General features: G+C 54.8%; 21 protein-coding genes and 1 other annotated feature. Of the genes, 9 read left to right on the top strand and 12 right to left on the bottom strand.

The genetic code is table 11. The features are described from left to right. Positions 1–115: 115 nt before the first annotated feature. From apt to hemH, 7 genes are all read left to right on the top strand, one after another. A complete protein-coding gene (apt, locus tag SK33_RS17335) occupies positions 116–667 on the top strand; it encodes an adenine phosphoribosyltransferase (protein ID WP_003021759.1) in 552 nt (183 codons plus the stop codon). A gap of 118 nt (positions 668–785) precedes the next feature. Continuing rightward, positions 786–2,717, top strand: a complete 1,932-nt coding sequence (gene dnaX / locus SK33_RS17330) for a DNA polymerase III subunit gamma/tau (RefSeq protein ID WP_032948710.1) — start codon at positions 786–788, stop codon at positions 2,715–2,717. Then, positions 2,050–2,114, top strand: a sequence feature (DnaX frameshifting element). (Overlaps the previous gene by 65 nt.) Before the next feature lie 57 nt (positions 2,718–2,774). Beyond that, positions 2,775–3,104 carry a YbaB/EbfC family nucleoid-associated protein gene (locus tag SK33_RS17325; protein ID WP_003021764.1) on the top strand — a complete coding sequence of 110 codons (330 nt, stop codon included), beginning with the start codon at positions 2,775–2,777 and terminating at the stop codon, positions 3,102–3,104. Next, complete coding sequence (gene recR / locus SK33_RS17320; protein ID WP_003021767.1) at positions 3,104–3,709, top strand: recombination mediator RecR; 606 nt, start codon at positions 3,104–3,106, stop codon at positions 3,707–3,709. Before SK33_RS17325 ends, recR begins: the two co-directional genes overlap by 1 nt. A 110-nt stretch (positions 3,710–3,819) precedes the next feature. Continuing rightward, positions 3,820–5,694 (top strand): molecular chaperone HtpG, encoded by a 1,875-nt coding sequence (htpG, locus tag SK33_RS17315; RefSeq protein WP_048219466.1) that lies wholly within the window; start codon positions 3,820–3,822, stop codon positions 5,692–5,694. Between the two features lie 232 nt (positions 5,695–5,926). Beyond that, a complete protein-coding gene (adk, locus tag SK33_RS17310) occupies positions 5,927–6,571 on the top strand; it encodes an adenylate kinase (protein WP_003021773.1) in 645 nt (214 codons plus the stop codon). A 164-nt stretch (positions 6,572–6,735) separates the two neighbouring features. Next, positions 6,736–7,698, top strand: coding sequence for a ferrochelatase (gene hemH / locus SK33_RS17305; protein WP_003021775.1), 963 nt, complete (start codon positions 6,736–6,738; stop codon positions 7,696–7,698). Here hemH and aes read toward each other — a convergent pair. Further along, positions 7,695–8,654 carry an acetyl esterase gene (gene aes / locus SK33_RS17300; RefSeq protein ID WP_003021777.1) on the bottom strand — a complete coding sequence of 320 codons (960 nt, stop codon included), beginning with the start codon at positions 8,652–8,654 and terminating at the stop codon, positions 7,695–7,697. The genes hemH and aes overlap by 4 nt on opposite strands. A gap of 152 nt (positions 8,655–8,806) precedes the next feature. Here aes and gsk point away from each other — a divergent pair, with 152 nt between their 5' ends. After that, the gene (gene gsk, locus SK33_RS17295) at positions 8,807–10,111 is read left to right on the top strand and encodes an inosine/guanosine kinase (RefSeq protein ID WP_003021781.1); all 1,305 of its coding nucleotides are present in this window, start codon (positions 8,807–8,809) and stop codon (positions 10,109–10,111) included. A 44-nt stretch (positions 10,112–10,155) separates the two neighbouring features. Here the strand turns inward: gsk and ybaL are convergent, their stop codons facing one another. Then, positions 10,156–11,835 carry a YbaL family putative K(+) efflux transporter gene (gene ybaL / locus SK33_RS17290; protein WP_003021783.1) on the bottom strand — a complete coding sequence of 560 codons (1,680 nt, stop codon included), beginning with the start codon at positions 11,833–11,835 and terminating at the stop codon, positions 10,156–10,158. Between the two features lie 225 nt (positions 11,836–12,060). Then, positions 12,061–13,281, bottom strand: a complete 1,221-nt coding sequence (locus SK33_RS17285; protein WP_048219464.1) for an MFS transporter — start codon at positions 13,279–13,281, stop codon at positions 12,061–12,063. 174 nt (positions 13,282–13,455) lie between these two features. Between SK33_RS17285 and ushA the strand changes: the two genes are divergently transcribed. Further along, positions 13,456–15,108, top strand: a complete 1,653-nt coding sequence (gene ushA / locus SK33_RS17280; protein ID WP_048219463.1) for a bifunctional UDP-sugar hydrolase/5'-nucleotidase UshA — start codon at positions 13,456–13,458, stop codon at positions 15,106–15,108. Positions 15,109–15,215: 107 nt separating this feature from the next. Here the strand turns inward: ushA and ybaK are convergent, their stop codons facing one another. The 9 genes from ybaK to SK33_RS17235 form a co-directional block, all read right to left on the bottom strand. Continuing rightward, on the bottom strand, positions 15,216–15,695 hold the full coding sequence (ybaK, locus tag SK33_RS17275) for a Cys-tRNA(Pro)/Cys-tRNA(Cys) deacylase YbaK (protein ID WP_003021794.1): 480 nt from the start codon (positions 15,693–15,695) through the stop codon (positions 15,216–15,218). A 201-nt stretch (positions 15,696–15,896) separates the two neighbouring features. Beyond that, positions 15,897–16,691, bottom strand: coding sequence for a TraB/GumN family protein (locus SK33_RS17270; RefSeq protein WP_032936959.1), 795 nt, complete (start codon positions 16,689–16,691; stop codon positions 15,897–15,899). 100 nt (positions 16,692–16,791) lie between these two features. After that, positions 16,792–19,293 (bottom strand): copper-exporting P-type ATPase CopA, encoded by a 2,502-nt coding sequence (copA, locus tag SK33_RS17265; RefSeq protein WP_044712822.1) that lies wholly within the window; start codon positions 19,291–19,293, stop codon positions 16,792–16,794. Positions 19,294–19,440: 147 nt separating this feature from the next. After that, positions 19,441–20,211, bottom strand: a complete 771-nt coding sequence (locus SK33_RS17260; RefSeq protein ID WP_048219461.1) for a heme ABC transporter ATP-binding protein — start codon at positions 20,209–20,211, stop codon at positions 19,441–19,443. Next, positions 20,208–21,200: a FecCD family ABC transporter permease gene (locus SK33_RS17255; RefSeq protein WP_003021806.1), complete on the bottom strand. Its 993-nt coding sequence runs from the start codon at positions 21,198–21,200 to the stop codon at positions 20,208–20,210. The genes SK33_RS17260 and SK33_RS17255 overlap by 4 nt, the downstream gene beginning before the upstream one ends. Positions 21,201–21,251: 51 nt before the next feature. Then, positions 21,252–21,875 (bottom strand): anaerobilin reductase, encoded by a 624-nt coding sequence (gene chuY / locus SK33_RS17250; RefSeq protein ID WP_003021809.1) that lies wholly within the window; start codon positions 21,873–21,875, stop codon positions 21,252–21,254. Further along, positions 21,875–22,369, bottom strand: coding sequence for a heme utilization cystosolic carrier protein HutX (gene hutX, locus SK33_RS17245; protein ID WP_048219459.1), 495 nt, complete (start codon positions 22,367–22,369; stop codon positions 21,875–21,877). The genes chuY and hutX overlap by 1 nt, the downstream gene beginning before the upstream one ends. Before the next feature lie 12 nt (positions 22,370–22,381). Next, a complete protein-coding gene (hutW, locus tag SK33_RS17240; RefSeq protein ID WP_003835810.1) occupies positions 22,382–23,719 on the bottom strand; it encodes a heme anaerobic degradation radical SAM methyltransferase ChuW/HutW in 1,338 nt (445 codons plus the stop codon). Between the two features lie 18 nt (positions 23,720–23,737). Beyond that, on the bottom strand, positions 23,738–24,562 hold the full coding sequence (locus SK33_RS17235) for a heme/hemin ABC transporter substrate-binding protein (RefSeq protein WP_048219457.1): 825 nt from the start codon (positions 24,560–24,562) through the stop codon (positions 23,738–23,740). Positions 24,563–24,564 lie beyond the last annotated feature (2 nt).

The following is a 24,564-nucleotide window of genomic DNA, read 5'->3' as shown; positions in this document are numbered from 1 at the left end:
AGGTTAACCAAGTGTAACCTTGGCCCTAATATAGACACAAAATCATTCAAGATACGTCGAGGATGAAGTGTATAGTGCGCCGTGAAGTAATACTGTATTAATCAGGCACAAACTTATGACCGCGACTGCACAGCAGCTTGAGTTTCTCAAAAATAGCATCAAAAGCATCCACGACTACCCAAAACCGGGCATTCTTTTCCGTGATGTCACCAGTTTACTGGAAGATCCGAAAGCCTACGCCCTCAGCATTGAATTGCTGGTTGAGCGCTACAAAAATGCGGGGATCACTAAAGTGGTTGGCACCGAAGCGCGTGGCTTCCTGTTTGGCGCGCCGGTAGCGTTGGGGCTGGGTGTCGGCTTTGTTCCGGTACGCAAACCGCGTAAGCTTCCGCGTGAAGTTATTGCTGAGACCTATGAGCTGGAGTACGGCACCGATCAGCTGGAAATCCACGTTGATGCCATCAAACCGGGTGATAAAGTCCTGGTTGTGGACGATCTTCTGGCAACTGGCGGCACGATTGAAGCGACCGTGAAGCTGATCCGCCGTCTGGGTGGCGAAGTGACCGATGCTGCCTTTATCATTAACCTGTTTGATCTGGGCGGCGAGCAGCGTTTGGAAAAGCAGGGGCTGACTTGTTATAGCCTGGTTCCATTCCCGGGCCACTAAGTCGGGCTATCTTATCCCGGTTGAAGTAATACCGAGACACACAACCTCGCCGTTGCTGCGAGGTTGTGTTAGCATTACCCTCCTGTGAATCCACCCTCCAGCCTTTCAGAGCCTGCCAATGAGTTATCAGGTCTTAGCCCGAAAATGGCGCCCACAAACCTTTGCTGACGTCGTCGGCCAGGAACATGTGCTGACGGCACTGGCGAACGGCTTGTCGTTAGGGCGTATTCATCATGCTTATTTGTTTTCCGGCACCCGTGGCGTCGGTAAAACCTCTATCGCCCGCTTGCTGGCGAAGGGATTAAACTGTGAAACTGGCATCACCGCTACGCCGTGCGGCGTGTGCGATAACTGCCGGGAAATTGAGCAGGGGCGTTTTGTCGATTTGATTGAAATCGATGCCGCCTCACGCACTAAAGTCGAAGATACTCGCGATCTGCTGGATAACGTTCAGTATGCGCCCGCGCGCGGTCGCTTTAAGGTCTATTTGATCGACGAAGTGCACATGCTGTCGCGCCACAGTTTTAACGCCTTGCTGAAAACGCTCGAAGAGCCGCCCGCGCACGTCAAATTCCTGCTGGCGACCACCGATCCGCAGAAGCTGCCGGTGACCATCCTGTCGCGCTGTCTGCAATTCCATCTTAAAGCGCTGGATGTCGAACAGATTCGCCATCAGCTTGAGCATATTCTCAAAGAAGAGCATATCGCCCATGAGCCACGTGCGCTGCAACTGCTGGCTCGCGCCGCAGACGGCAGCCTGCGCGATGCGCTGAGTTTGACCGATCAGGCGATTGCCAGCGGCGATGGTCAGGTCTCGACCGACGCGGTCAGCACCATGCTCGGCACGCTGGACGACGACCAGGCGCTCTCGCTTGTTGAAGCGGTTGTGGCTGCGGACGGCGAACGCGTGATGACGCTGGTGAACGACGCCGCCGCGCGTGGTATCGAATGGGAAGCGCTGCTGGTTGAGATGTCGGCTTTGCTGCATCGTATTGCCATGGTTCAGCTTTCACCTGCTGCGCTCGGTAGCGATATGGCCGCCATTGAACAGCGTATGCGTGAACTGGCGCGAATTGTACCGCCTACCGATGTGCAGCTTTACTACCAGACCCTGTTAATCGGGCGCAAAGAACTGCCGTATGCACCAGACAGACGAATGGGCGTCGAAATGACGCTGCTGCGTGCGCTGGCTTTTCATCCGCGCATGCCGCTCCCGGAACCTGAAGTCCCGCGCCAGTCGTTTGCCCCGGTCGCACCCACAGCGGTGATGACCCCGACGCAGGTGCCACAGCAGCAACCTGCGCCAGCGCAACAGCAACAGAATGTGCCGCTCTCCGATGCCACCAGTCAGGTGCTGGCGGCGCGCAGTCAACTGCAACGTGCTCAGGGAGCAACCAAAGCAAAAAAGAGTGAACCGGCAGCCGCTTCCCGCGCGCGGCCGGTGAATAATGCTGCGCTGGAAAGACTGGCTTCGGTGTCGGAACGTGTTCAGGCGCGTCCGGCAGTCTCTGCGCTGGAAAAAGCACCGGCGAAGAAAGAAGCGTATCGCTGGAAAGCGACCAATCCTGTTGCAGAAGTCAAAGAAGTCGTCGCCACGCCGAAAGCGCTGAAAAAAGCGCTTGAGCATGAAAAAACGCCGGAACTGGCGGCAAAGCTTGCGGCTGAAGCCATTGAACGCGACCCGTGGGCCGCCCAGGTGAGCCAGCTCTCGCTGCCTAAACTGGTAGAGCAGGTGGCGCTTAATGCCTGGAAAGAAGAGAATGGCAACGTGGTTTGCCTGCACCTGCGTTCCACGCAGCGACACCTTAATTCCAGCGGCGCGCAGCAAAAACTGGCCGAAGCACTGAGTACCTTAACGGGGTCAACGGTTGAATTGACCATCGTTGAAGATGATAATCCTGCGGTGCGCACGCCGCTGGAGTGGCGTCAGGCCATTTATGAAGAGAAGCTCGCGCAGGCGCGTGAGTCGATTATTGCGGATAATAACATCCAGACGCTGCGTCGTTTTTTCGATGCGGAGCTGGACGAAGAGAGTATTCGCCCCATTTGATCGTCAGCCTAATGGTTTGACGGTCGTCATCCCTTAACGTGATTGAGAGAGAAGCCTATGTTTGGTAAAGGCGGTCTGGGTAACCTGATGAAACAGGCCCAGCAGATGCAAGAAAAAATGCAGCAGATGCAGGAAGAAGTCGCCAAGCTGGAAGTGACCGGCGAATCTGGCGCGGGTCTGGTAAAAGTGACCATCAACGGCGCGCATAACTGCCGTCGCGTGGAGATCGATCCAAGCCTGCTGGAAGACGACAAAGAGATGCTGGAAGACCTGGTTGCTGCGGCATTCAACGACGCGGCGCGTCGCATTGAAGAGACGCAGAAAGAGAAGATGGCCTCTGTTTCTTCCGGAATGCAGCTGCCGCCTGGCTTTAAGATGCCGTTCTGATGCAAACCAGCCCGCTGTTAACTCAGCTTATGGAAGCACTGCGCTGTCTGCCGGGCGTTGGCCCGAAGTCGGCGCAGCGCATGGCGTTCACGCTGCTTCAGCGCGATCGCAGCGGCGGGATGCGTCTGGCGCAGGCGTTAACGAAGGCGATGTCGGAAATCGGCCACTGTGCCGATTGCCGCACCTTCACAGAGCAAGACGTCTGCAACATCTGTTCGAACCCGCGTCGCCAGGAAAACGGTCAGATTTGCGTGGTGGAGAGTCCGGCGGACATCTACGCCATTGAGCAAACCGGGCAATTTTCCGGACGTTACTTCGTGCTGATGGGACACCTGTCGCCGCTGGACGGTATTGGTCCTGATGATATCGGGCTGGATCGTCTTGAACAGCGACTGGCGTCTGAGCAAATCAACGAACTGATTCTGGCGACCAATCCCACGGTCGAAGGAGAGGCGACCGCCAACTATATTGCTGAGCTTTGCATGCAATATGGCGTTGAAGCCAGCCGTATCGCCCATGGCGTTCCGGTAGGCGGCGAGCTGGAAATGGTCGATGGCACCACGCTGTCGCACTCTCTGGCAGGACGACACAAGATTAAATTCTGAACAAACGGAGGCCGCGACGGCGGCTTCCGCTTGAAATCCTTCCCGCTTGTCCCCATTTCACCCTCAACGTGTTTTTACCATTGAATATGGCATTGTTGAGGTAGATCTACATGAAAGGACAAGAAACTCGTGGTTTTCAGTCAGAAGTAAAACAGCTTCTGCACCTGATGATCCATTCTCTGTATTCCAATAAAGAAATCTTCCTGCGTGAGCTTATCTCTAACGCCTCGGATGCGGCAGACAAGCTGCGTTTCCGCGCACTGTCTAACCCGGACCTGTATGAAGGTGACGGTGAGCTGCGTGTGCGTGTTTCCTTCGATAAAGATAAGCGTACGTTGACCATTGCCGATAACGGCGTGGGGATGAACCGTGATGACGTTATCGATCATCTGGGGACCATTGCGAAATCCGGCACCAAATCTTTCCTCGAATCCATGGGCTCCGATCAGGCGAAAGACAGCCAGTTGATCGGTCAGTTTGGGGTTGGTTTCTACTCCGCCTTCATCGTGGCGGACAAAGTCACCGTGCGTACCCGTGCTGCGGGTGATAAACCGGAAAACGGCGTGTTCTGGGAATCTGCGGGCGAAGGCGAGTACACCGTTGCTGATATTACCAAAGAAGACCGTGGTACCGAAATCACTCTGCATCTGCGTGAAGGCGAAGACGAGTTCCTCGATGACTGGCGCGTACGTTCCATCATCAGCAAATATTCCGACCATATCGCGCTGCCGGTAGAGATCGAAAAATCCGAAGAGAAAGACGGCGAGACCGTGGTTTCCTGGGAAAAAATCAACAAGGCGCAGGCGCTGTGGACCCGTAACAAGTCGGAAATCAAAGACGACGAGTACAACGAATTCTACAAGCACATCGCCCACGACTTCACTGACCCGCTGATCTGGAGCCACAACCGTGTGGAAGGTAAGCAGGAGTACACCAGCCTGCTGTATATCCCGTCGCAGGCGCCGTGGGATATGTGGAACCGCGATCACAAGCATGGTCTGAAACTGTACGTCCAGCGTGTCTTCATCATGGACGATGCCGAGCAGTTCATGCCGAACTACCTGCGCTTTGTCCGTGGTCTGATAGATTCTAACGATCTGCCGCTGAACGTTTCTCGCGAGATCCTGCAGGACAGCACCGTCACCCGTAACCTGCGCAGCGCGCTGACCAAACGCGTACTGCAGATGCTGGAAAAACTGGCGAAAGACGACGCGGAAAAATACCAGACCTTCTGGAAGCAGTTCGGCCTGGTGCTGAAAGAAGGCCCGGCGGAAGACCACGCCAACCAGGAAACGATCGCTAAACTGATGCGCTTCGCGTCTACGCACACTGACTCCTCCGCGCAAACCATTTCGCTGGAAGATTACGTGTCGCGAATGAAAGAAGGGCAGGAGAAAATCTACTACATCACTGCAGACAGCTATGCGGCGGCGAAGAGCAGCCCGCACCTGGAACTGCTGCGTAAGAAAGGCATCGAAGTGCTGCTGCTTTCTGACCGCATCGATGAGTGGATGATGAACTACCTGACCGAGTTCGACGGTAAGGCATTCCAGTCCGTTGCTAAAGCTGACGAGTCCATCGACAAGCTGGCGGATGAAGTTGACGAATCGGCAAAAGAAGCGGAAAAAGCGCTGACGCCGTTCGTTGAGCGTGTGAAAACCCTGCTGGGTGACCGCGTGAAAGAAGTGCGTCTGACTCACCGTCTGACCGACACGCCAGCCATCGTTACCACCGATGCGGATGAAATGAGCACCCAGATGGCGAAACTCTTTGCCGCTGCGGGCCAGGCCGTACCGGAAGTGAAATATATCTTTGAACTGAACCCGGACCACGTGCTAGTAAAACGCACGGCGGATACTCAGGACGAAGCACAGTTCAAAGAGTGGGTTGAGCTGCTGCTGGATCAGGCGCTGTTTGCCGAGCGCGGCACGCTGGAAGACCCGAACCAGTTCATTCGTCGTATGAACCAGTTGCTGGTATCCTGATACCTGTAATGTAATGCCGGATGGCGCTAACGCTTATCCGGCCTACAACATCTTTTTGATCGTAGGCCGGATAAGGTGTTTACACCGCCATCCGGCAATTTCTTTCCTTATTTTCAATTTTCCCGCCATTAACCGTTTCAGCGCAGACTACCTTCCTTGAGCCAATTGCGTGATGGTGGTATCGTTTAGCGCTTTTTAAAAAATATCGACAACCTTTAAGGGGATTTTCGTAATGCGTATCATTCTGCTTGGCGCTCCGGGCGCGGGTAAAGGAACTCAGGCTCAGTTCATCATGGAGAAGTATGGTATTCCGCAAATCTCCACCGGTGATATGCTGCGTGCCGCCGTGAAATCTGGCTCCGAGCTGGGCAAACAAGCGAAAGACATCATGGACGCCGGTAAGCTGGTGACTGATGAGCTGGTGATCGCGCTGGTAAAAGAGCGTATTGCTCAGGAAGACTGCCGTAATGGTTTCCTGCTTGATGGCTTCCCGCGTACTATTCCGCAGGCAGACGCCATGAAAGAAGCGGGCATCAACGTGGACTACGTTCTGGAGTTTGACGTACCTGACGAACTGATCGTTGACCGTATCGTCGGTCGCCGCGTACACGCTGCTTCTGGCCGCGTTTACCACATCAAATTCAACCCGCCTAAGGTTGAAGGCAAAGACGACGTGACCGGCGAAGAGCTGACCACCCGTAAAGACGATCAGGAAGAGACCGTACGTAAGCGCCTGGTGGAATACCATCAGATGACCGCACCGCTGATCGGCTACTACTCTAAAGAAGCGCAGGCGGGTAACACCAAATACGCGAAAGTTGACGGCACTCAGGCCGTGGCTGACGTGCGCGCAGCGCTGGAAAAAATCCTCGGCTAATTTTTTCGCGTAATTAAACCTCTTATCAGGTCTGCCAATATCTCGTAGGCCTGATAAGCGCAGCGCCATCAGGCAAATTCTCGTCTTACCTTTCACAGCAATTAGTTCTTCTTTACCGCTTTTCCGCTACAATTATCAACAATTTGAATCGATAAGAGGCGGTAATGCGTCAGACGAAAACCGGTATCCTGCTGGCAAACCTCGGCACTCCCGATGCCCCAACCCCCGAAGCCGTTAAGCGCTACCTGCGCCAGTTTTTAAGCGATCCACGCGTAGTCGATACGTCCCCTGCGCTGTGGTGGCCGCTGCTGCGTGGTGTGATTTTGCCGCTGCGAGCGCCGCGTGTGGCAAAGCTGTACCAGTCAATCTGGATGGAAGACGGTTCCCCACTGATGGTCTACAGCAAGGCGCAACAGCAGGCGCTGGCACAACGTCTGCCTGATACCCCTGTCGCGCTGGGGATGAGCTACGGTTCGCCATCGCTCGAAAGCGCGGTCGATGAACTGTTGGCAAGCGGAGTGGAACACATGGTGGTGTTACCGCTGTACCCGCAATATTCCTGTTCGACGGTTGCAGCAGTCTGGGACGAGCTGGCGCGCATCTTAGCGCGTAAACGCGGTATTCCCGGCGTCTCTTTTATTCGTGATTACGCCGATGACAGCAGCTACATTGATGCGCTGGCCAAGAGTGCCCGGGATTCATTCGCTCAACATGGCGAACCTGATTTACTGCTGCTCTCCTACCACGGTATTCCGCAGCGCTACGCCGATGAAGGCGATGACTACCCGCAGCGCTGTCGCGATACGACGCGTGAGCTGGTTTCAGCGCTTGGTCTGCCGCCGGAAAAAGTCATGATGACCTTCCAGTCTCGCTTTGGCCGCGAACCGTGGCTGACGCCGTATACCGATGAAACGCTAAAAATGCTGGCGGAGAAAGGAACTCGGCATATCCAGGTTATGTGTCCGGGCTTCGCGGCTGATTGTCTCGAAACGCTGGAAGAGATAGCGGTGCAAAACCGGGAAATTTTCCTTGAGGCTGGCGGTAAGCAATATGAGTATATTCCGGCGTTGAATGCCACACCGGAACATATCGAAATGATGGTTAAACTGACCGCCGCCTACCGCTAAAGCTGTTGCTTAAAGAAACGCGCGCCGTCCTGCAGAGCTTCATCGGCGGTTTTCATCACCCGCGAATAGTGCAGGAAGGCGTGCAGCGTACCGGGATACATTTTGTACTGGCAGGGCTGCTGATGCGCTTGTAACGTCTGGAATAATAAGCGGCTATCGTCAATCAGTGGATCGAACTCCGCACCGGCGATAAAACACGGCGGTACGTCGCGCGTCAGGTCGTTATTAAACAGGCAATAGTACGGTGACTCGCGATCGTCAGCGCTACGTAGGTACGCGTTTTCATACATCTGCAAGTCCTCGCGGGTTAACCCATCCCACGCTCCGCCCATCAGCCGTCGGCTCAGTGAATCCTGCAGCCCGTAAAGCCCATACCACAACAGCACGCCAGCCACCTTGCCGCAGGCAATGCGTTTATCCCGCAGCCACAGCGCGCTGGCAAGCGCCAGCATGGCTCCGGCGGAATCGCCCGCAAAACCAATCGTATTGATATTGAGGGAATAGTCGCCAGCATGTTGATGATAGTACTGGCAAACGGCGACGATCTCTTCGATGGCTTGTGGGTAGCGCGCTTCCGGCGACAGCGAATAGTCGATGCCAATAACTGTGCACTGGGTGTAGTGCGCCAGTAAACGCATAATCCGGTCATGGGTATCCAGATTACCGAGAATAAAACCGCCGCCGTGCAGGTAATACAGCGTGGCCTGGCTTTGGGGCTGCGGAGCGTAGATGCGTGTGGCAACGGGGCCGCACGCGGTAGAAATCACGCATTCTCGGGTATGCATCTGCGGGGCATCGGCATTCCACAGTCGCCGCTCATGAATGTAGTGTTGGCGCTGGGCCACGAAGTCATCGGCAGCGGGCCACGGCGGCAAATCGTCGCGATGAAAATTCACCACGCTTTTCATTTCATCCGAAATTTTGTCGAGTACGGGGATTTTGTTTTCCGGCTTCATAAAACGCTCCTTGTGAAGGTGAGTTATTGTAGAAATTAATCCCGGATAAACTGCGATCTCACCGTCCGATATTGAAACTCAGCGTCGCATCGCATGCGCAGCAGGGAATGTGCTACCATGCATCGCTCAGTTAACCACCCGTAAAATCGACCATGAAATTTCCCGGTAAACGTAAATCCAAACACTATTTTCCCGTCAGCGCGCGCGATCCGTTGCTGCAACAAATTCAGCCAGAAAATGAAACCAGCGCAGCCTGGGTGGTGGGCATCGACCAGACGTTGGTGGATATTGAAGCCAAAGTGGATGATGACTTTGTAAAACGTTATGGATTAAGCGCCGGGCATTCTCTGGTGATTGCCGATGATGTCGCAGAAGCGCTCTATCAGGAACTGGTGCGTGAAAATTTGATCACCCATCAGTTTGCGGGCGGTACGATCGGTAACACGATGCACAACTACTCCGTGCTGGCGGATGACCGCTCGGTGCTGCTGGGCGTGATGTGCAGCAATATCGAGATTGGCAGCTATGCGTACCGTTATTTATGCAATACCTCCAGCCGTACCGATCTGAACTACCTGCAAGGCGTTAATGGACCGATTGGTCGTTGCTTTACGCTGATTGGTGAATCCGGAGAGCGTACCTTCGCCATTAGCCCTGGGCATATGAATAAGCTACGGGCGGATAGCATCCCTGAATCGGTGATTGCCGGAGCGTCCGCGTTGGTGCTGACGTCCTATCTGGTGCGCTGCGAGCCGGGCGAGCCGATGCCGGAAGCGACCATGAAGGCGATTGAATACGCTAAAAAACACAATGTGCCGGTGGTACTGACGCTGGGCACCAAATTCGTCATTGCCGATAACCCGCAGTGGTGGCAGGCATTCCTCAAAGAGCATGTCTCTATTCTGGCGATGAATGAAGAAGAGGCTGAAGCGCTGACCGGCGAGAACGATCCGCTACTGGCGTCCGACAAAGCGCTGGATTGGGTGGATCTGGTGCTGTGCACTGCGGGTCCGGCAGGTCTGTATATGGCGGGCTTTACGGAAGAAGAAGTCAAACGTAAAACCCAGCATCCGCTGCTGCCTGGAGCGATTGCCGAATTCAATCAGTACGAATTCAGCCGCGCCATGCGCCATAAAGACTGTACCAATCCGCTGCGTGTGTATTCGCACATTGCACCGTATATGGGCGGGCCTGAAAAGATAATGAATACCAACGGTGCTGGCGACGGCGCGCTGGCGGCATTGCTGCATGATATTACCGCCAACAGCTATCACCGCAGTAACGTGCCTAACTCCAGCAAGCACAAGTTCACCTGGCTGACCTATTCGTCGCTAGCCCAGGTGTGTAAATATGCTAACCGCGTGAGTTACCAGGTGCTGAACCAGCATTCACCGCGCCTGACGCGCGGTTTGCCGGAACGTGAAGACAGTCTTGAAGAGTCGTACTGGGATCGCTGAGTTCTTGCCCGATGGCGCTACGCTTATCGGGCCTACGCGTAACATTAACTGGCGGTAGCAACTTCACCGGCAGGCGGTGTTTCAATTAGCTCCAGCATGGTGCGGGCGATTTCACGCTCGCCCATGACGACCTGATTGGCGCCGCGCTCGGTAATATATTCCACCTCATCGTCATAATGTGCGCGGGCGATAATCTCAATCGACGGGCACTTCTCGCGAGCGGAAGCGACAATTTCACCCGCTTCATAGCCATTCGGAATGGTTAGCAACAGCCAGCGTGCGCAATCCAGATGCGCCAGATTCATAATCTCTTCGTTAGCGGCATTTCCTAGCACCGCGCGGATCCCACGCTCGCGCAATTCATCCACCCGGGTACGTGAGGTTTCGATAACCACCAGCGGGATCCCCGCAGCCATCAATTTCTCACCCAGCAGGCTGCCGACGCGACCAAAGCCAACCAGCAGGGCGTGATTGCAGATATCCACCGGAATTTGCTTCTCTTCTTCGATAGCCTCTTCCAGAGTCTGCTCTTCCAGCGTTTCTGTTTTGGCGAGATATTTTTCTAACACCGCGAACAGCACCGGGTTGAGCATTATGGACAGGATTGCCCCTGCCAGCACCAGATTCTGTCCGGCCTGCGGCAGCAGGTTTAACGCCATTCCCAGACCCGCCAGGATAAAGGCAAATTCACCAATCTGCGCCAGACTGGTGGCAATGGTGAGCGCCGTGCGTTGAGAGTGACCAAACAGGCGCACCAGGAAATAGGCGGCAAGGGATTTACCAAAGATGATAATCGCCAGCGTGCCCAGTACTGCCAACGGCTGCTGGATCAGGACTAACGGATCGAACAGCATTCCGACGGAAACGAAGAACAGCACGGCGAACGCATCGCGCAGCGGCAGGGTGTCATGCGCCGCACGGTGGCTCAGCTCAGATTCATTCAGCACCATACCGGCGAAGAATGCGCCCAGCGCAAAGGAGACATCAAACAGCTCTACTGCGCCGAAGGCGATACCTAAGGCGAGGGCGAGGACTGAGAGGGTAAACAGTTCGCGTGAACCGGTTGCGGCGCTGCGGGCCATAATCCACGGTACCAGGCGACGACCCACCAGCATCATAATCGCGATAAACGCCACCACCTTACCGATGGTAATGCCCATATCGACGGCCAGCGAAGCAAAGCCGACATCTTCTTTTTCCAGCATTCCGGCGACTGCTGGCAGGAGAACCAGCGTCAGCACCATCATCAGATCTTCGACAATCAGCCAGCCAATGGCAATTTGCCCGCGCTGGCTGTCAATGAGCTGTCGTTCTTCAAGCGCACGCAGTAGCACCACGGTGCTGGCGGTTGAAAGACACAGACCAAACACGATCCCCACCATCAGCGACCAGCCTAATACAGCTGAAAGCGCCATACCCAGCAGCGTTGCCACTGCTATCTGGGCAATCGCGCCGGGAATGGCGATTGACTTTACCGCCATCAAATCCTTCAGGGAAAAGTGCAGCCCGACGCCGAACATCAGCAGAATAACGCCAAGCTCGGCCAGTTCAGGCGCGAGCTTAGTATCAGCAACAAAACCAGGTGTAAATGGACCGGCCAGAACGCCCGCTAACAGATATCCCACCAGAGGAGAAATACGTAGTTTATTGGCAATCATGCCTAATATAAAAGCGAGCACAAGGCCGCCGACAATGGTGGTGATAAGCGGGGTGGCGTGATGCATTCCGTCTCCTTTGGTTGCTGTGATGATCCTAAAAACCCAAACTACGAGTAATAGTTTATGACAATTTTAATGTTTATGTTTATGAATAATTATTGAATTTTGAAGAAAACGGGATTTTAAGCGTAAAAAAGCACGGATCGGAAAAGTACGGTGATATGTGAGAGGTAAAGGCTGATGGCTACTGTAAGTAATGACGGCCAAAATTTACTTTTGGCCGTCAGAAAATCAGGCTTTGTGTCGGTTATCAGGTAAGAATATGGTCAGTATCCCCAGAAGTGGCAGGAAAGCACATATTTTGTAGACCAAATCGATGCTGGTATGGTCGGCTATCAGCCCTAGCACCGCGGCTCCCAAGCCGCCCATGCCGAAGGCAAAACCGAAAAATAACCCAGAAACCATGCCGATACGCCCAGGAAGCAGCTCCTGTGCGTAAACCAGAATGGCAGAAAACGCCGATGCGAGGATAAAACCAATGATCATGGTTAAAATCCCGGTCCATTCCAGCGTTGCGTAGGGTAAAACGAGGGTAAATGGCGCAACGCCGAGGATAGACCCCCAAATAACATATTTTCTGCCAATTTTATCGCCTAATGGTCCGCCAATCACCGTCCCGGCCGCGACGGCAAACAGGAAGGCAAACAGGTGAAACTGGGCGTTTTGTACCGATAATCCGAATTTTTGCATCAGATAAAAGGTGTAATAGCTGCTGATGCTCGCCATATAGAAGTATTTGGAGAAAATCAGTACCAGCAGGATGCTTACAGCCAGCACCACTTTATTACGCGGCAACGGATTAACGATAGCGACCTTCGGCTTTCCTTTACTCATCCGATGCTGCGCGGCATACCAACGGCTGATTTGTGCCAGGACGACAATCGCTAATAGCGCAGCCAGAACAAACCAGGCCACATTACCCTTACCATATGGCGCGATGATGACAGCCGCCAGTAACGGTCCCAGTGAGCTGCCGAAGTTGCCGCCAACCTGAAAAATCGACTGAGCGAGGCCGTGGCGACCACCAGAGGCCATACGCGCCACGCGGGACGATTCCGGGTGGAATACCGAAGAGCCGGTGCCAACCAGCGCCGCGGCGAGCAGCACCATATGGAAGCTGCCGGCCATGGCCAGCAAAACAAGCCCGCTCAGCGTGAAGCACATTCCTATGGGCAGCGACCACGGCATCGGGTATTTGTCCGTCCAGTAACCCACCACCGGTTGCAGCAGCGAAGAAGCTAGCTGGAAGGTTAGGGTGATCATCCCGATCTGCATAAACGTCAGCGAGAACTCTGACTGCAATAGCGGATAAATCGCCAGGATCAGCGACTGAATCATATCGTTTAGCAAATGGGAGAGGCTGATCGCTCCTAAAATGCCAAATGAGGTGCGTGCTTTAGCAACCGACGCTGACGCGCCAGCCACAGGCTGGGTTGGTTCACTTATTGCCATAGAAAGTCACTTCTGTTTGGGTTGCGATTATGAGGGTAATCTATTTTGTTATTATTACCTGACTAACATACCTGCGGAAGGTGTTTGAAGGAAGTCTCATTTCTGAAAACATTTTCGACTATTATTTCATATCATTGTAATTTCAGTCGTTGATTTTGGCTCAGGGAGAGAAATATGAAGTTTTTAAAACGGGGCGTGGCGCTGGTGTTATTAGCCGCATTTACGCTGGCAGGTCAGCCAGCGCAAGCGTATGAAAAAGATAAAACCTACAAAATTACCATTCTGCATACCAATGATCATCACGGTCACTTCTGGCGTAGCGAATATGGGGAATACGGACTGGCGGCGCAAAAAACGCTGGTGGACGGTATTCGTAAAGAGGTGGCTGAGGAAGGGGGCAGCGTACTGCTGCTTTCTGGTGGTGATATTAATACCGGCGTACCGGAGTCCGATCTGCAGGATGCGGAACCTGATTTTCGCGGGATGAACCTGATTGGCTATGACGCGATGGCGGTCGGAAACCACGAGTTTGATAATCCGCTTAGCGTATTGCGCCAGCAGGAAAAATGGTCCAAATTTCCGTTTCTCTCGGCCAATATTTATCAGAAAAGCACCGGCGAGCGTTTATTTAAGCCGTGGGCCATCTTTAAGCGCCAGGATTTAAAAATTGCCGTACTTGGTTTAACCACTGACGATACGGCAAAAATTGGCAACCCTGAGTTCTTTACCGATATCGAATTCCGTAAACCTGCTGATGAAGCCAAACTGGTTATTCAGGAACTGCATATGGGTGAAAAGCCAGACATCATTATCGCGACCACCCATATGGGACATTATGACAACGGCAACCACGGCTCGAACGCCCCTGGCGATGTCGAAATGGCGCGCAGCCTGCCAGCAGGTTCGCTGGCGATGATTGTCGGTGGCCACTCGCAGGATCCGGTGTGTATGGCTGCGGAAAATAAGAAGCAGGTTGATTACGTACCGGGTACGCCGTGTGCGCCAGATAAGCAAAATGGGATCTGGATTGTACAGGCCCACGAGTGGGGGAAATACGTGGGCCGGGCGGACTTTGAGTTCCGTAACGGCGAAATGAAAATGGTTAACTACCAGCTCATTCCCGTTAATCTGAAGAAAAAAGTGACCTGGGACAACGGTAAAAGTGAGCGCGTACTCTACACCCCGGAGATTGTTGAAAACCAGCAAATGCTTTCGCTGCTGACGCCGTTCCAGAATAAAGGTAAAGCGCAGCTCGACGTGAAAATCGGTAGCGTCAATGCGCGCCTCGAAGGCGACCGTAGCAAAGTTCGTTTCGTGCAAACCAACATGGGGCACTTGCTGCTGGCTGCGCAAATAGCGCGAACCAGCGCTGATTTTGGCGTGATGAGCGGCGGCGGTATCCGTGACTCCATCGAAGGCGGCGATATCACCTATAAGAGCGTGCTGAAGGTACAGCCGTTTGGCAACATCGTGGTGTACGCCGATATGAGCGGGAAAGAAGTGATTGATTATCTGACCGCGGTGGCGCAAATGAAGCCGGACTCCGGAGCCTACCCGCAGTTTGCCAACGTCAGCTTTGTAGCGAAAGACGGCAAACTTAACGATTTGAAAATCAAAGGCGAACCTGTTGACCCAGCCAAAACCTATCGTATGGCAACGCTGAGCTTCAACGCCACCGGCGGTGATGGCTATCCGCGCATTGATAACAAACCAGGCTATGTGAATACCGGGTTTATTGATGCGGAAGTGCTGAAAGAGTACGTACAGAAGAACTCACCGCTGGATGCCAGTGCGTATGAGCCGAAGGGTGAGGTGAGCTGGCAGTAACAGGGCGGAGTGCCGGATGGCGGTGCAGGCACCTTATCCGGCCTACAGGTCAGTGCGATTTGTAGGCCTTAAAGCTGCGCGCCATCAGGCATTCATTCTATAACCGCTTAATCCCGGCGGGCGATATCGGCGAATTTCGCATCCAGAATTTTCGCCAGGTCGCTCGCTGCCAGTTCGATATCCAGCCCGCGTTTGCCGCCGGAAACATAAATGGTGTCAAACGTTTGGGCTGGCGCGTCGATAAGCGTCGGCAATCTTTTTTTCTGCCCCAGCGGGCTGATACCGCCTACCAGATAGCCGGTAGTGCGTTGCGCGACCATGGGATCGGCCATATCGACCTTTTTGGCACCCAATGCTTTGGCAACCTTTTTGAGATCCAGTTGACCTGCTACCGGTGTGACGGCGACCGCCAGATGCTTCATGTCGCCATTCACGGCAACCAGCAGCGTTTTGTAAACCTGGTCCGCGTTCAGACCTAACTTTCGCACCACTTCATCACCAAAGTTCGTCTCGGACGGATCGTGATCGTAGGTGTGGATCTGGAAAGAAATTTTGTTTTTTTCGAGTAATTTAACGGCGGGTGTCATAGCAATTTTCCTGGCCCAGACAAAATACGACTCAAGCATACGCCTGATGTCTGTCTAAAAAATAGTACCATCTTGCGCAATAGTATTGGCAGGATGATGACTTTGAGCGACAATCGAACTACACCGACGCTTTAAGCGCCGGGATCATAATAATGATGAAATTCCTCTTTGACGGGCCAATAGAGATATTGGCCATTTTTTTTACCGTAACATCTCCGGCAAATTTCCTTCTCCGTATAAATGCAGCGCGCCAACGGCCACGACGTAGTGACCAGCAGGCATCGCTCTGAGCCGATCGCGCCAGGCTGTGTTGCGTTGATGCATCAATACGTCATACAACGACTGGCTAAAGGTATTGGGAAGCGTCAGTTCGCTATTGTGCGGCGGCGTTTCAAGCCACCAGCCCATCATCTGCTGTAGCAGTCTGGCATTGGTATGCCAATGCGTCAGAGTATCGTCCAGCAGGGCCAGTCCGTTATCAGGCAACTGACATAACAGCTCGATTTGACTGGATGCGCCTTCCAGTTCAATTATCGGTTTATGCGCCTGCTTAGCCGCATTCAACAGTTGATAATCAATCCCGTATTCCGCCCGCAGCCCTAGCTGCTGTGCCTGCGTTGCCTGTAATACCATGGCAATTTGCCATAACGGCTGAGTGGAGAGCAGGGAAGGAGAAATGCCCAGTTCATCGGTGACCTTATGCAGATTATCTAACTGCTCCGGGCTGATGCGCTCTTCGAGTGCGGCAAAGGTCGGCAGGTCGGCAAACGGCGTGTCGTCACCGGAAACATCCGCTTCGACAATCAGCGCATCGGCATGCTTGAGTTTTTTGAGTAATTTGGCAGGCAGAGGCGCCATATCGCGGCTGCCCATGTGAATGCTGCCAATCAGATGAAAATGGCGGTTGCCGGGCAAAGAGATGTCGATGGCAGGCCAGGTATAGTGGTTGCCGCGCAGTGCAGACCATAATGCTTTTACCCGGTATAACAAATCCATACGACCTCCCTAAGTGGAGAACCATGCTAGCGCGTGGCCGGAAAAGTCGCAATGTGTGAATTGCCGGATGGCGCAGTTGATAGCGCCATCCGGCAAAGGGTTACTCTTTAGGTTTGAAGCGCAGCAGTCGGTTCGCGTTGCTCACCACGGTAATGGAAGAAAGCGCCATCGCCGCCCCGGCGACTACCGGGTTGAGCAGCGTGCCGGTGAACGGCCACAGGATCCCAGCGGCAACCGGGATGCCGATGCTGTTGTAGATAAACGCGCCGAGCAGGTTCTGTTTCATATTGCGTAGCGTTGCCCGGGAGATAGACAGCGCATCCGCAACGCCCATCAGGCTATGACGCATCAGCGTAATCGCGGCTGTTTCAATCGCCACATCGCTGCCGCCACCCATGGCGATCCCTACATCGGCCTGAGCCAGCGCAGGCGCATCGTTGATACCGTCACCGACCATGGCGACCTGGCGCCCCTGGCTCTGCAGACGCTTGATCGCTTCGGCCTTACCGTCCGGCAGAACGCCCGCAATCACCTCGTCAATACCCGCCTCTTTGGCAATGGCGTTGGCGGTCGTTGGGTTGTCGCCGGTCAGCATCACCAAACGATACCCGGCGCGGTGCAGGCGCTGGAGCGCTGCCACGCTGTCGCTACGCAGTGGATCACGAACCGCTAACAGCGCCGCCGCTTTACCATCAATCGCCAACAGGACCGGAGTTGAACCCTGGGAAGCCTGAGCGGTGATTTCAGCTTCCATTTCAGTGGTATCAACCTGCTGTTCATTGAGCAGAGCCTGATTTCCCAGCAGCAACGTATGACCTTCGGTCTCTCCGCTGACGCCTAACCCGCGCAGTGTACGGAAACCGTTGACCTGCGGCAGCGAGACATCGCCAGCTTTGTCCAGAATCGCCCTGGCCAGCGGGTGGCTGGAACCCTGTTCAAGGGCGGCAGCCAGACGAATTGCCCGCGCTTCATCGGTGTTGCCAAACGTTTTGATGGCGACAACCTGCGGTTTGCCTTCAGTCAGCGTCCCGGTCTTATCAAAGACGAGAGTATCGAGCGTGCTGGCGCGCTGCAGCGCATCGGCATCGCGTACCAGTACCCCAAACTCAGCGGCACGCCCCACGCCGGAAATAATCGACATCGGCGTTGCCAGACCCAGCGCACAAGGGCAGGCGATAATCAGAACGGTGGTGGCAATGACCAGCGTATAGACAATCTGCGGTGCTGGTCCAAAGAAATACCAGATAGCCGCACTGACCAGCGCAATGGCGACCACGACCGGAACGAACACCGAGGAGATACGGTCGGCCAGTTTGCCAATTTCCGGTTTGCTGCTTTGCGCTTGACGCACCATACGAATAATGCGTGATAGCGTGGTGTGGCTGCCAACGGCGCTGGCGCGGAACAGCACGCTGCCGTCCTGTACGACCGTACCGGCGTGGACGCTATCGCCTTCACCTTTTTGCTGCGGAATCGGCTCACCGGTCAGCATCGCTTCATCTAGCCAGGCTTCGCCCTGCGTAATTTCTCCATCGACTGGCACGCGGTCGCCGGTGGTCAGGCGCAACAACATTCCCGCCTGAACGTCTGCCAGCGGCACGTTCTTTTCACCTTCGTCAGTAACGACGCGTGCGGTCGGTGGCGTCAAATCAAGCAGTTTTTCCAGCGCTTTGGACGAGCGCTGGCGAGCCCGCGCTTCTAGCATGTGTCCGAGGTTAATCAGACCAATAATCATGGCGCTGGCTTCATAATAGAGGTGTCGCGCTTCCATCGGGAACCATTGCGGCCAGAGGTTGACGCTCATGGAATAGAGCCATGCCACCCCTGTACCCAGCGCGACCAACGTATCCATAGTCGCGGTGCCGTTCATCAGGCTTTTCCACGCATTGCGGTAAAAGTGACCGCCCGCGAAAACCATCACCGCAAGCGTTGCCAGACCAATCGTCAGCCACAGGCTGCGGTTGTCATCGCTCACCATCATGTTGTCGCCAATCATTCCCCATACCATGACAGGGATACCCAGCAGCAGCGCGACGGCCGCCTGCCAGCGAAAACGTTTCATGGTTGCCACGGCGGTTTCTTGCTGACGCTCGCGGCGCTTAGCATCATCTTCAATGGCTTCTGCGCCGTAACCTGCTTTTTCTACCGCCTGCACTAAATCTGCGGCGGAGGCACTGCCCATTACTAGCGCAGTGCGTTCCGCCAGGTTTACCCGTGCCTGGGTGACACCCGGTACGCTTTGCAATGCATTTTGTACACGGGTCACACAACTGGCGCAGCTCATGCCGTTTAACAGCAACTGTTGGCTGTCATCATCAGCCGTAGCTGCCGGAAGCTCGGAAGGGACCGCTGCCAGTGCTTCCGACGGGATTGATGACTCCGTCAGCGGTTTAGCCTTTGGGTGGCTTAACTCCGCGCCGTAACCGGCTTGTTTGATGGTTTCAATCAGCGCTTCTGCGCTGGCGCTCCCGGTAACATGCGCCTCTGTCACGGAGACATCCGCTTGCTCAACATCCGGACGTTGTTCCAGACTTTCTTTAACGCGTTTTACGCAGTGACCACAGGACAAACCGTCCAGGGTTAGATCGATTGTTTGAGACATAACCAACTCCTTCATTGCAGGTTTAACTGACTGTGATAAAGGTTAAACCTTCCAGCAAGGGGAAGGTCAAGGGTGTTTTTAGAAAAGATGAAAAAAGGGGCGAAGGGGGAAAAAACGGGAACGTCACCTCAGAGCGTTCCCGGTCTGTTATTGATTGAGAACGATAAGCGGCGTTCGATGCTCCGGTTCATTTATGACCGTGAGATCGGCACCGTACAGCGCGTTCAGCGCCCGTTGCTTCAGGACATCCTGCGGATACCCGTTATCAACAATCCTGCCGTGTTCCATCAATACCACGCGGTCGGCATAACGCGCTGCGAGGTTGAGATCGTGCAGGACGCAGCAGACGCTAAACTGCCGTTCACGCACCAGGCGACGCAGCAGACGAAAAAGGTGCTGCTGGTGGTGAATATCCAGGGCGGAGGTGGGTTCATCGAGAAATAACCATTTGGGCCGAGGCTCGGGCTCCCAAAGCTGAACCAGCAGACGTGCCAGCTGTACCCGCTGTTGTTCTCCTCCCGACAGATGCCGGTAATCGCGCGCGGCCAGCGCCTGGCAGTCGCACAACGTCATGATGTGTTCCGTTTCATCGCCCGTATTGCGCGTGCGATACGGATGCCTGCCCATGCGGATAACCTCCTGCACGCTAAACGGGAAGGCCATATGACTGTTCTGGCGCATCACGGCACGGGTTTTTGCCAGCTCGGTGATTGACCATTCGTTCAGCGGCTTGCCGAATAAGCTACAGCGCCCACTGTGAGGTTGCAGATAACCCGTGAGCTGGCGTAGCAGCGTCGATTTCCCGGCGCCATTCGGGCCCAGAATCGCGATGATCTCTCCTTCAGGTAGCGTCAGGGAAACATCGTCGGTCAATCGTCTGCCCTGAATGTGGTAAACCAGATTTTCAGCAACGATCATGACACCCTCCGGCTACGCAGTATTAACCACAGAAAATACGGTCCTCCGATCAGGCTGGTTAACAGACCAACGGGCATTTCGGCAGGCTGCACCAGAGTGCGGGCCAGCGTATCGGCAATCAGGAGTAGACAGGCGCCCGCCAGTGTCGAGCAGGGAATCAACCAGCGATGATCGGCGCCGGTAGTCATTCTGATCAGATGTGGGATCACCAGGCCAATAAAACCAATTACGCCGCTGACGGAAACGGCAGCACCAACCAGTAGCGAGCTGAGCAACAGTAACTGCTGGCGCTTACGTTTGACGTTCACGCCGAGGTAATGCGCCTCTTCATCACCCAATTGCAGCAAATTAAGCGTGCCCGCCATACAGACGGTGACAGCAATGGCTGGAAGAACAAAGGTACTGGCAACCAGCAGCGTTGGCCACTGGGCCTGGCCGAGATTGCCCATCATCCACAGCGTAAGTTGACGTAGCTGTTGCTCATCGCCCACATAGCTCAGTACGCCAATAGCCGAACCGCACAAAGCATTGATAGCGATACCGGCTAACAGCAGTTGCATCATTCCGCCGTGGCTATGACGCTGGCTTATCAGGAAAATAATCGTGCAGACCACCATGCTGCCCGCGACGGCAAAAATCATCTGCTCATACAGCACCAGCACCACGGGAAACGAAAAGGGGATAACTATCGCGATACCGACCATCAGCGCGGAGCCGCTACTGACACCAAGCAGGCCAGGATCGGCCATCGGATTGCGAAAAAGCCCCTGCATTATAACCCCTGCCGTTGCCAGCGCTGCGCCTACCAGAACGGCCAGCAACACACGGGGCAAACGGATGTTCAACCAGATGTCACGGTATTCGTCGTTGAACAGCGCGCTGAAGCTAATGTTCAGCGCCCCCTGGCTGGCTCCGAAGAGCATCAGAGCGACCAACAACAGAGAAAGACCCGTCAGAATGCTGACGGAAGAAAGCGAGTCCTTAAGCACGCAACGCTCCATAACGTCTTTGCGGCGCGAAGTTCCCGCGCCGCGAGGGGTTTACGCGGGTTTCAGTCCTGGCTCAACCAAACTGTAAATCTGGTTATTGAGTGACGGGGCTGTAGCCAGTTCGTGAATGTGCCTTGCAACATCTGCACGCATCACAAAACCATGGCACTCCTCGGCCTGTATCCGTTGCGCCTGACCTGTGGCTGCACCGTTCAGCAAACCGCCGGGGCGGAGAATGGCGTAGTCCAGTTGACTGGTTTGTAGCCAGCTTTCAGCCAACGATTTTTCGCGTACCGCCTGACCAAATGCGGCCCTGGCGCGTGGGGACAAAAAGGGCCAACTGTCGCCACAGCCAAGCGAAGTCACCAGAATCATGCGTTTGATCTCCGCTTTTTCTGCTTCATCAATGACGGTTCTGTGCGCCAGATAATCCTGGGCACCGCCCATGGAGGAGATCACCGTGGCATGTTGACCCGCTGCGCGACAGGCACAGGCGGTGACCTGGCTGTCGCAGGCGTCGCCAATGAAGACCTGCACACCTTTTTCCTGCAACCCGGCAGCGACCTGCGCGTTGCGAACGACGGCAATCACCGGACGTTGTTCCGCCAGTGCGAGTGCCAGTGTTTTCGCGCCGACGCCGCTACCACCTGCACCAAAAATGAGCCATGGAGCCATCAGGCATGTTCCTTTAAGGATGAAGACAGCGCGTGAAAGGCGCTGACCTGGTCGGCCAGTAGCTGACGATGCTCATCCCGACCGAGGAAAATTTTGAACATAGCGCTACCCGCCTGGTTAAAGAAGAGAATGGACGCGGTGTCCATGCCCATAAATTTGCGTTCAATCAGGGCGATATGTGTGCAGTTTTCTGCCTTGATATGACCGGTCATGCCTTTTTTGCCGCGCAGGTTGAAGTAACCGTGGCGGTGGAATCCTGAAGGTAATTCACCCGTGAATTCCAGTATGACATCAGCACTATGGACCAGGGTGGTGACTTTGCCCCATTCGCTGACGGTTTCCCAGACGGTATCAAATTGATCGCCGGAAACCAGCGTCGGGGAGGGGAGGTTTTTCACCACCTCCAGCAGCGTGGTGTTGTACTGGGCTGCGATAGCTTCCAGCGTACCGTCCGGCTCAGTTTTCAAAAAATCCTGTAAAGAGACATGGCTCATACTTCACTCCTTTTATGGTTGCTCTACCGCAATGCGCGGCGCGTTAAGTGCCTGAATCAGTTCATCAAGAGACTGCAAAATATTGCTCGCCCAAAAACGCCCTTCATTGGTCAGGCGTACACAGGTGCTGGCATCTCGCGTCAGTCCTGCGTGATGCCACTGGGTCAGTAGCGGGGTCAGTTTTTGTGCATGAGGTGTCAGTTCATCCAGCGGGACGCGGGCCGTTTCAATACCGGCCTGGAGGGTGTGTCGCCACTGGAAACCACGCTCGGCGGTGCGCATCATCATCATGAGCGGTTTTTTTCCGGCGGCGATGGATTCATGCCATGTGGTCAGATTGCGCTCGACCATCCAGGAATAGCCATTGACTGACCCTCCTGCGCCAGAACCGAATGCCAGACAGTCTGCGCCCTGTTTAATCAGCAGGTTGTACAGATTGCGTTCCCGTGTGGTGCGCGCCCAGTGGCTGTTGCTGATGCAGCGCCAGCCCGCGCTGTCCATAAAATCGCAGCCCTGAAGATAGAGGTCGCGACGTTCGGCAGGAGAGGGAACCGTTGTGCGCCCGGTTTCAACCGCTTTGCCAAGCGGTGTATTAGGGAGCAGGTTCAGAGCATAAAGATCTACGCCGTCGAGGCCGATGTCGCGGGCAATCGCCAGATCCTCGCTCCACACCTTTGCGTCCTGTCCTGGCAGACCAAACAGCAGATCGCAGACCACGGCGGCTCGATCCCGTTTTACCAACCCCTGCATAAAGGCCATCGCGGTCGGGCCGTCCGAAGTGCGCGCCATTTTCTTGCGGATCCGGCTGTTAAATGACTGAATGCCGATCGAAAATCGATTGGCGCCAGCGTCAAGGCAGGCATCTATTCGCGCATCGTCAAAATTGAGTACCCGCCCCTCAATGGTGATTTCGCAGTCCGGCGCCAGCGGTAGCTTGTCACGTAGTGCGGTGATGATTCTGGCCAGATCCCGTGCCGACAGCGCAGACGGTGTACCGCCGCCAAAATAGACGGCGTGAATCGGGGCCGACTGATGCAATGCGCTATCGGCTTCCATCTCTATTTCGCGTAATAGCGCGTTGGTGTAGCGGGCGCAGTGATCCTCTTCAAAGCGGTTTTGATAAAAACCGCAGAAAGTACAATGTGTTGCACAGAAAGGGATATGCAAGTACACCAACCGTTTCCGCGGTGGGGTTGGCTGGCTGATGACCTCCTGCCAGGTTTGTGACAATAGCTCTTTGGCAACCGGGATCGCCCCACGCCAGGGCATCGTGGCGCGGCGATCCTTAAATGGCTGACTTCCCTCGAGCGCAAAATGCGCGGTGAGATCCAGCGAGTGTTCAGTTTTCATTGTTCTTTATAAATCCAGTTAGTGAGGCCAGAATTGCTGGTGCAGGGCTTCAACCGCATCGGCGACGCGCGGCCCCATACCCAGAATTAGCGCCTGGTCAACCACCACAATGCGCTGGTTTTTCCAGGCCGCAGTGTGGGTAATACCGGCAATCGCGCTCAGACGAGCCAGACCGCCATCCACCATTTGCGACGTCACCACGATCACCTCTGGGTTGGCGGCGATCAGCGATTCCGCGCTGTAGCTTTTATACTGCGCATGGGTGGCGACATTTTGTGCGCCTGCGAGGGTCATAATGGCATCGGCAACGCTGCCTTTTCCGGCGACCTGTGGCGCGCTGCCGCCAGCGGAGAGAATGAACATGGCTTTGACCGGCGCGTTTTTCGCTGCCACGTTGTGCTGAACGCGATCCAGACGTTGACGTATGCGATCGATCAACGTCTCACCTTGTTCGGGAATGCGCAGGGTTTGAGCCAGTTCCCGAATGTTGGCGTACATCTGTTCGACGGTGGCCGGTACGCGCGGCAACGTCACGACGTTAACTTTTTGCGCCCGCAACTGATCCAACACGATTTGAGGGCCAGCATCCTGCCAGGTGATAAAGCTGTCCGGATGCAGCGATAAAATGCCCTCGCTGCTTAACTGCTTCCAGTAGCCGATATGCGGGAGTGCGGTAGTTTCGGGTGGATACGAGGTGGTTTCATCAACGCCGACCACCCGGTTGCCGATGCCCATGGCGTATATCAGTTCGCTAAGAGAGCCGCCCGCCACCACCAGGCGGTCGGCGGACTGGGCACTGAAAACGCAGGCGAGGCTCAGTAAGCCAATCAAGAGTTTTTTCATCG

This window comes from Citrobacter sp. MGH103, assembly GCF_001034475.2.
In the GTDB taxonomy this organism is placed as follows: domain Bacteria; phylum Pseudomonadota; class Gammaproteobacteria; order Enterobacterales; family Enterobacteriaceae; genus Citrobacter; species Citrobacter freundii.
Note: the sequence above shows the minus strand (reverse complement) of the source record. Positions and strands in the feature narration are given on the sequence as shown.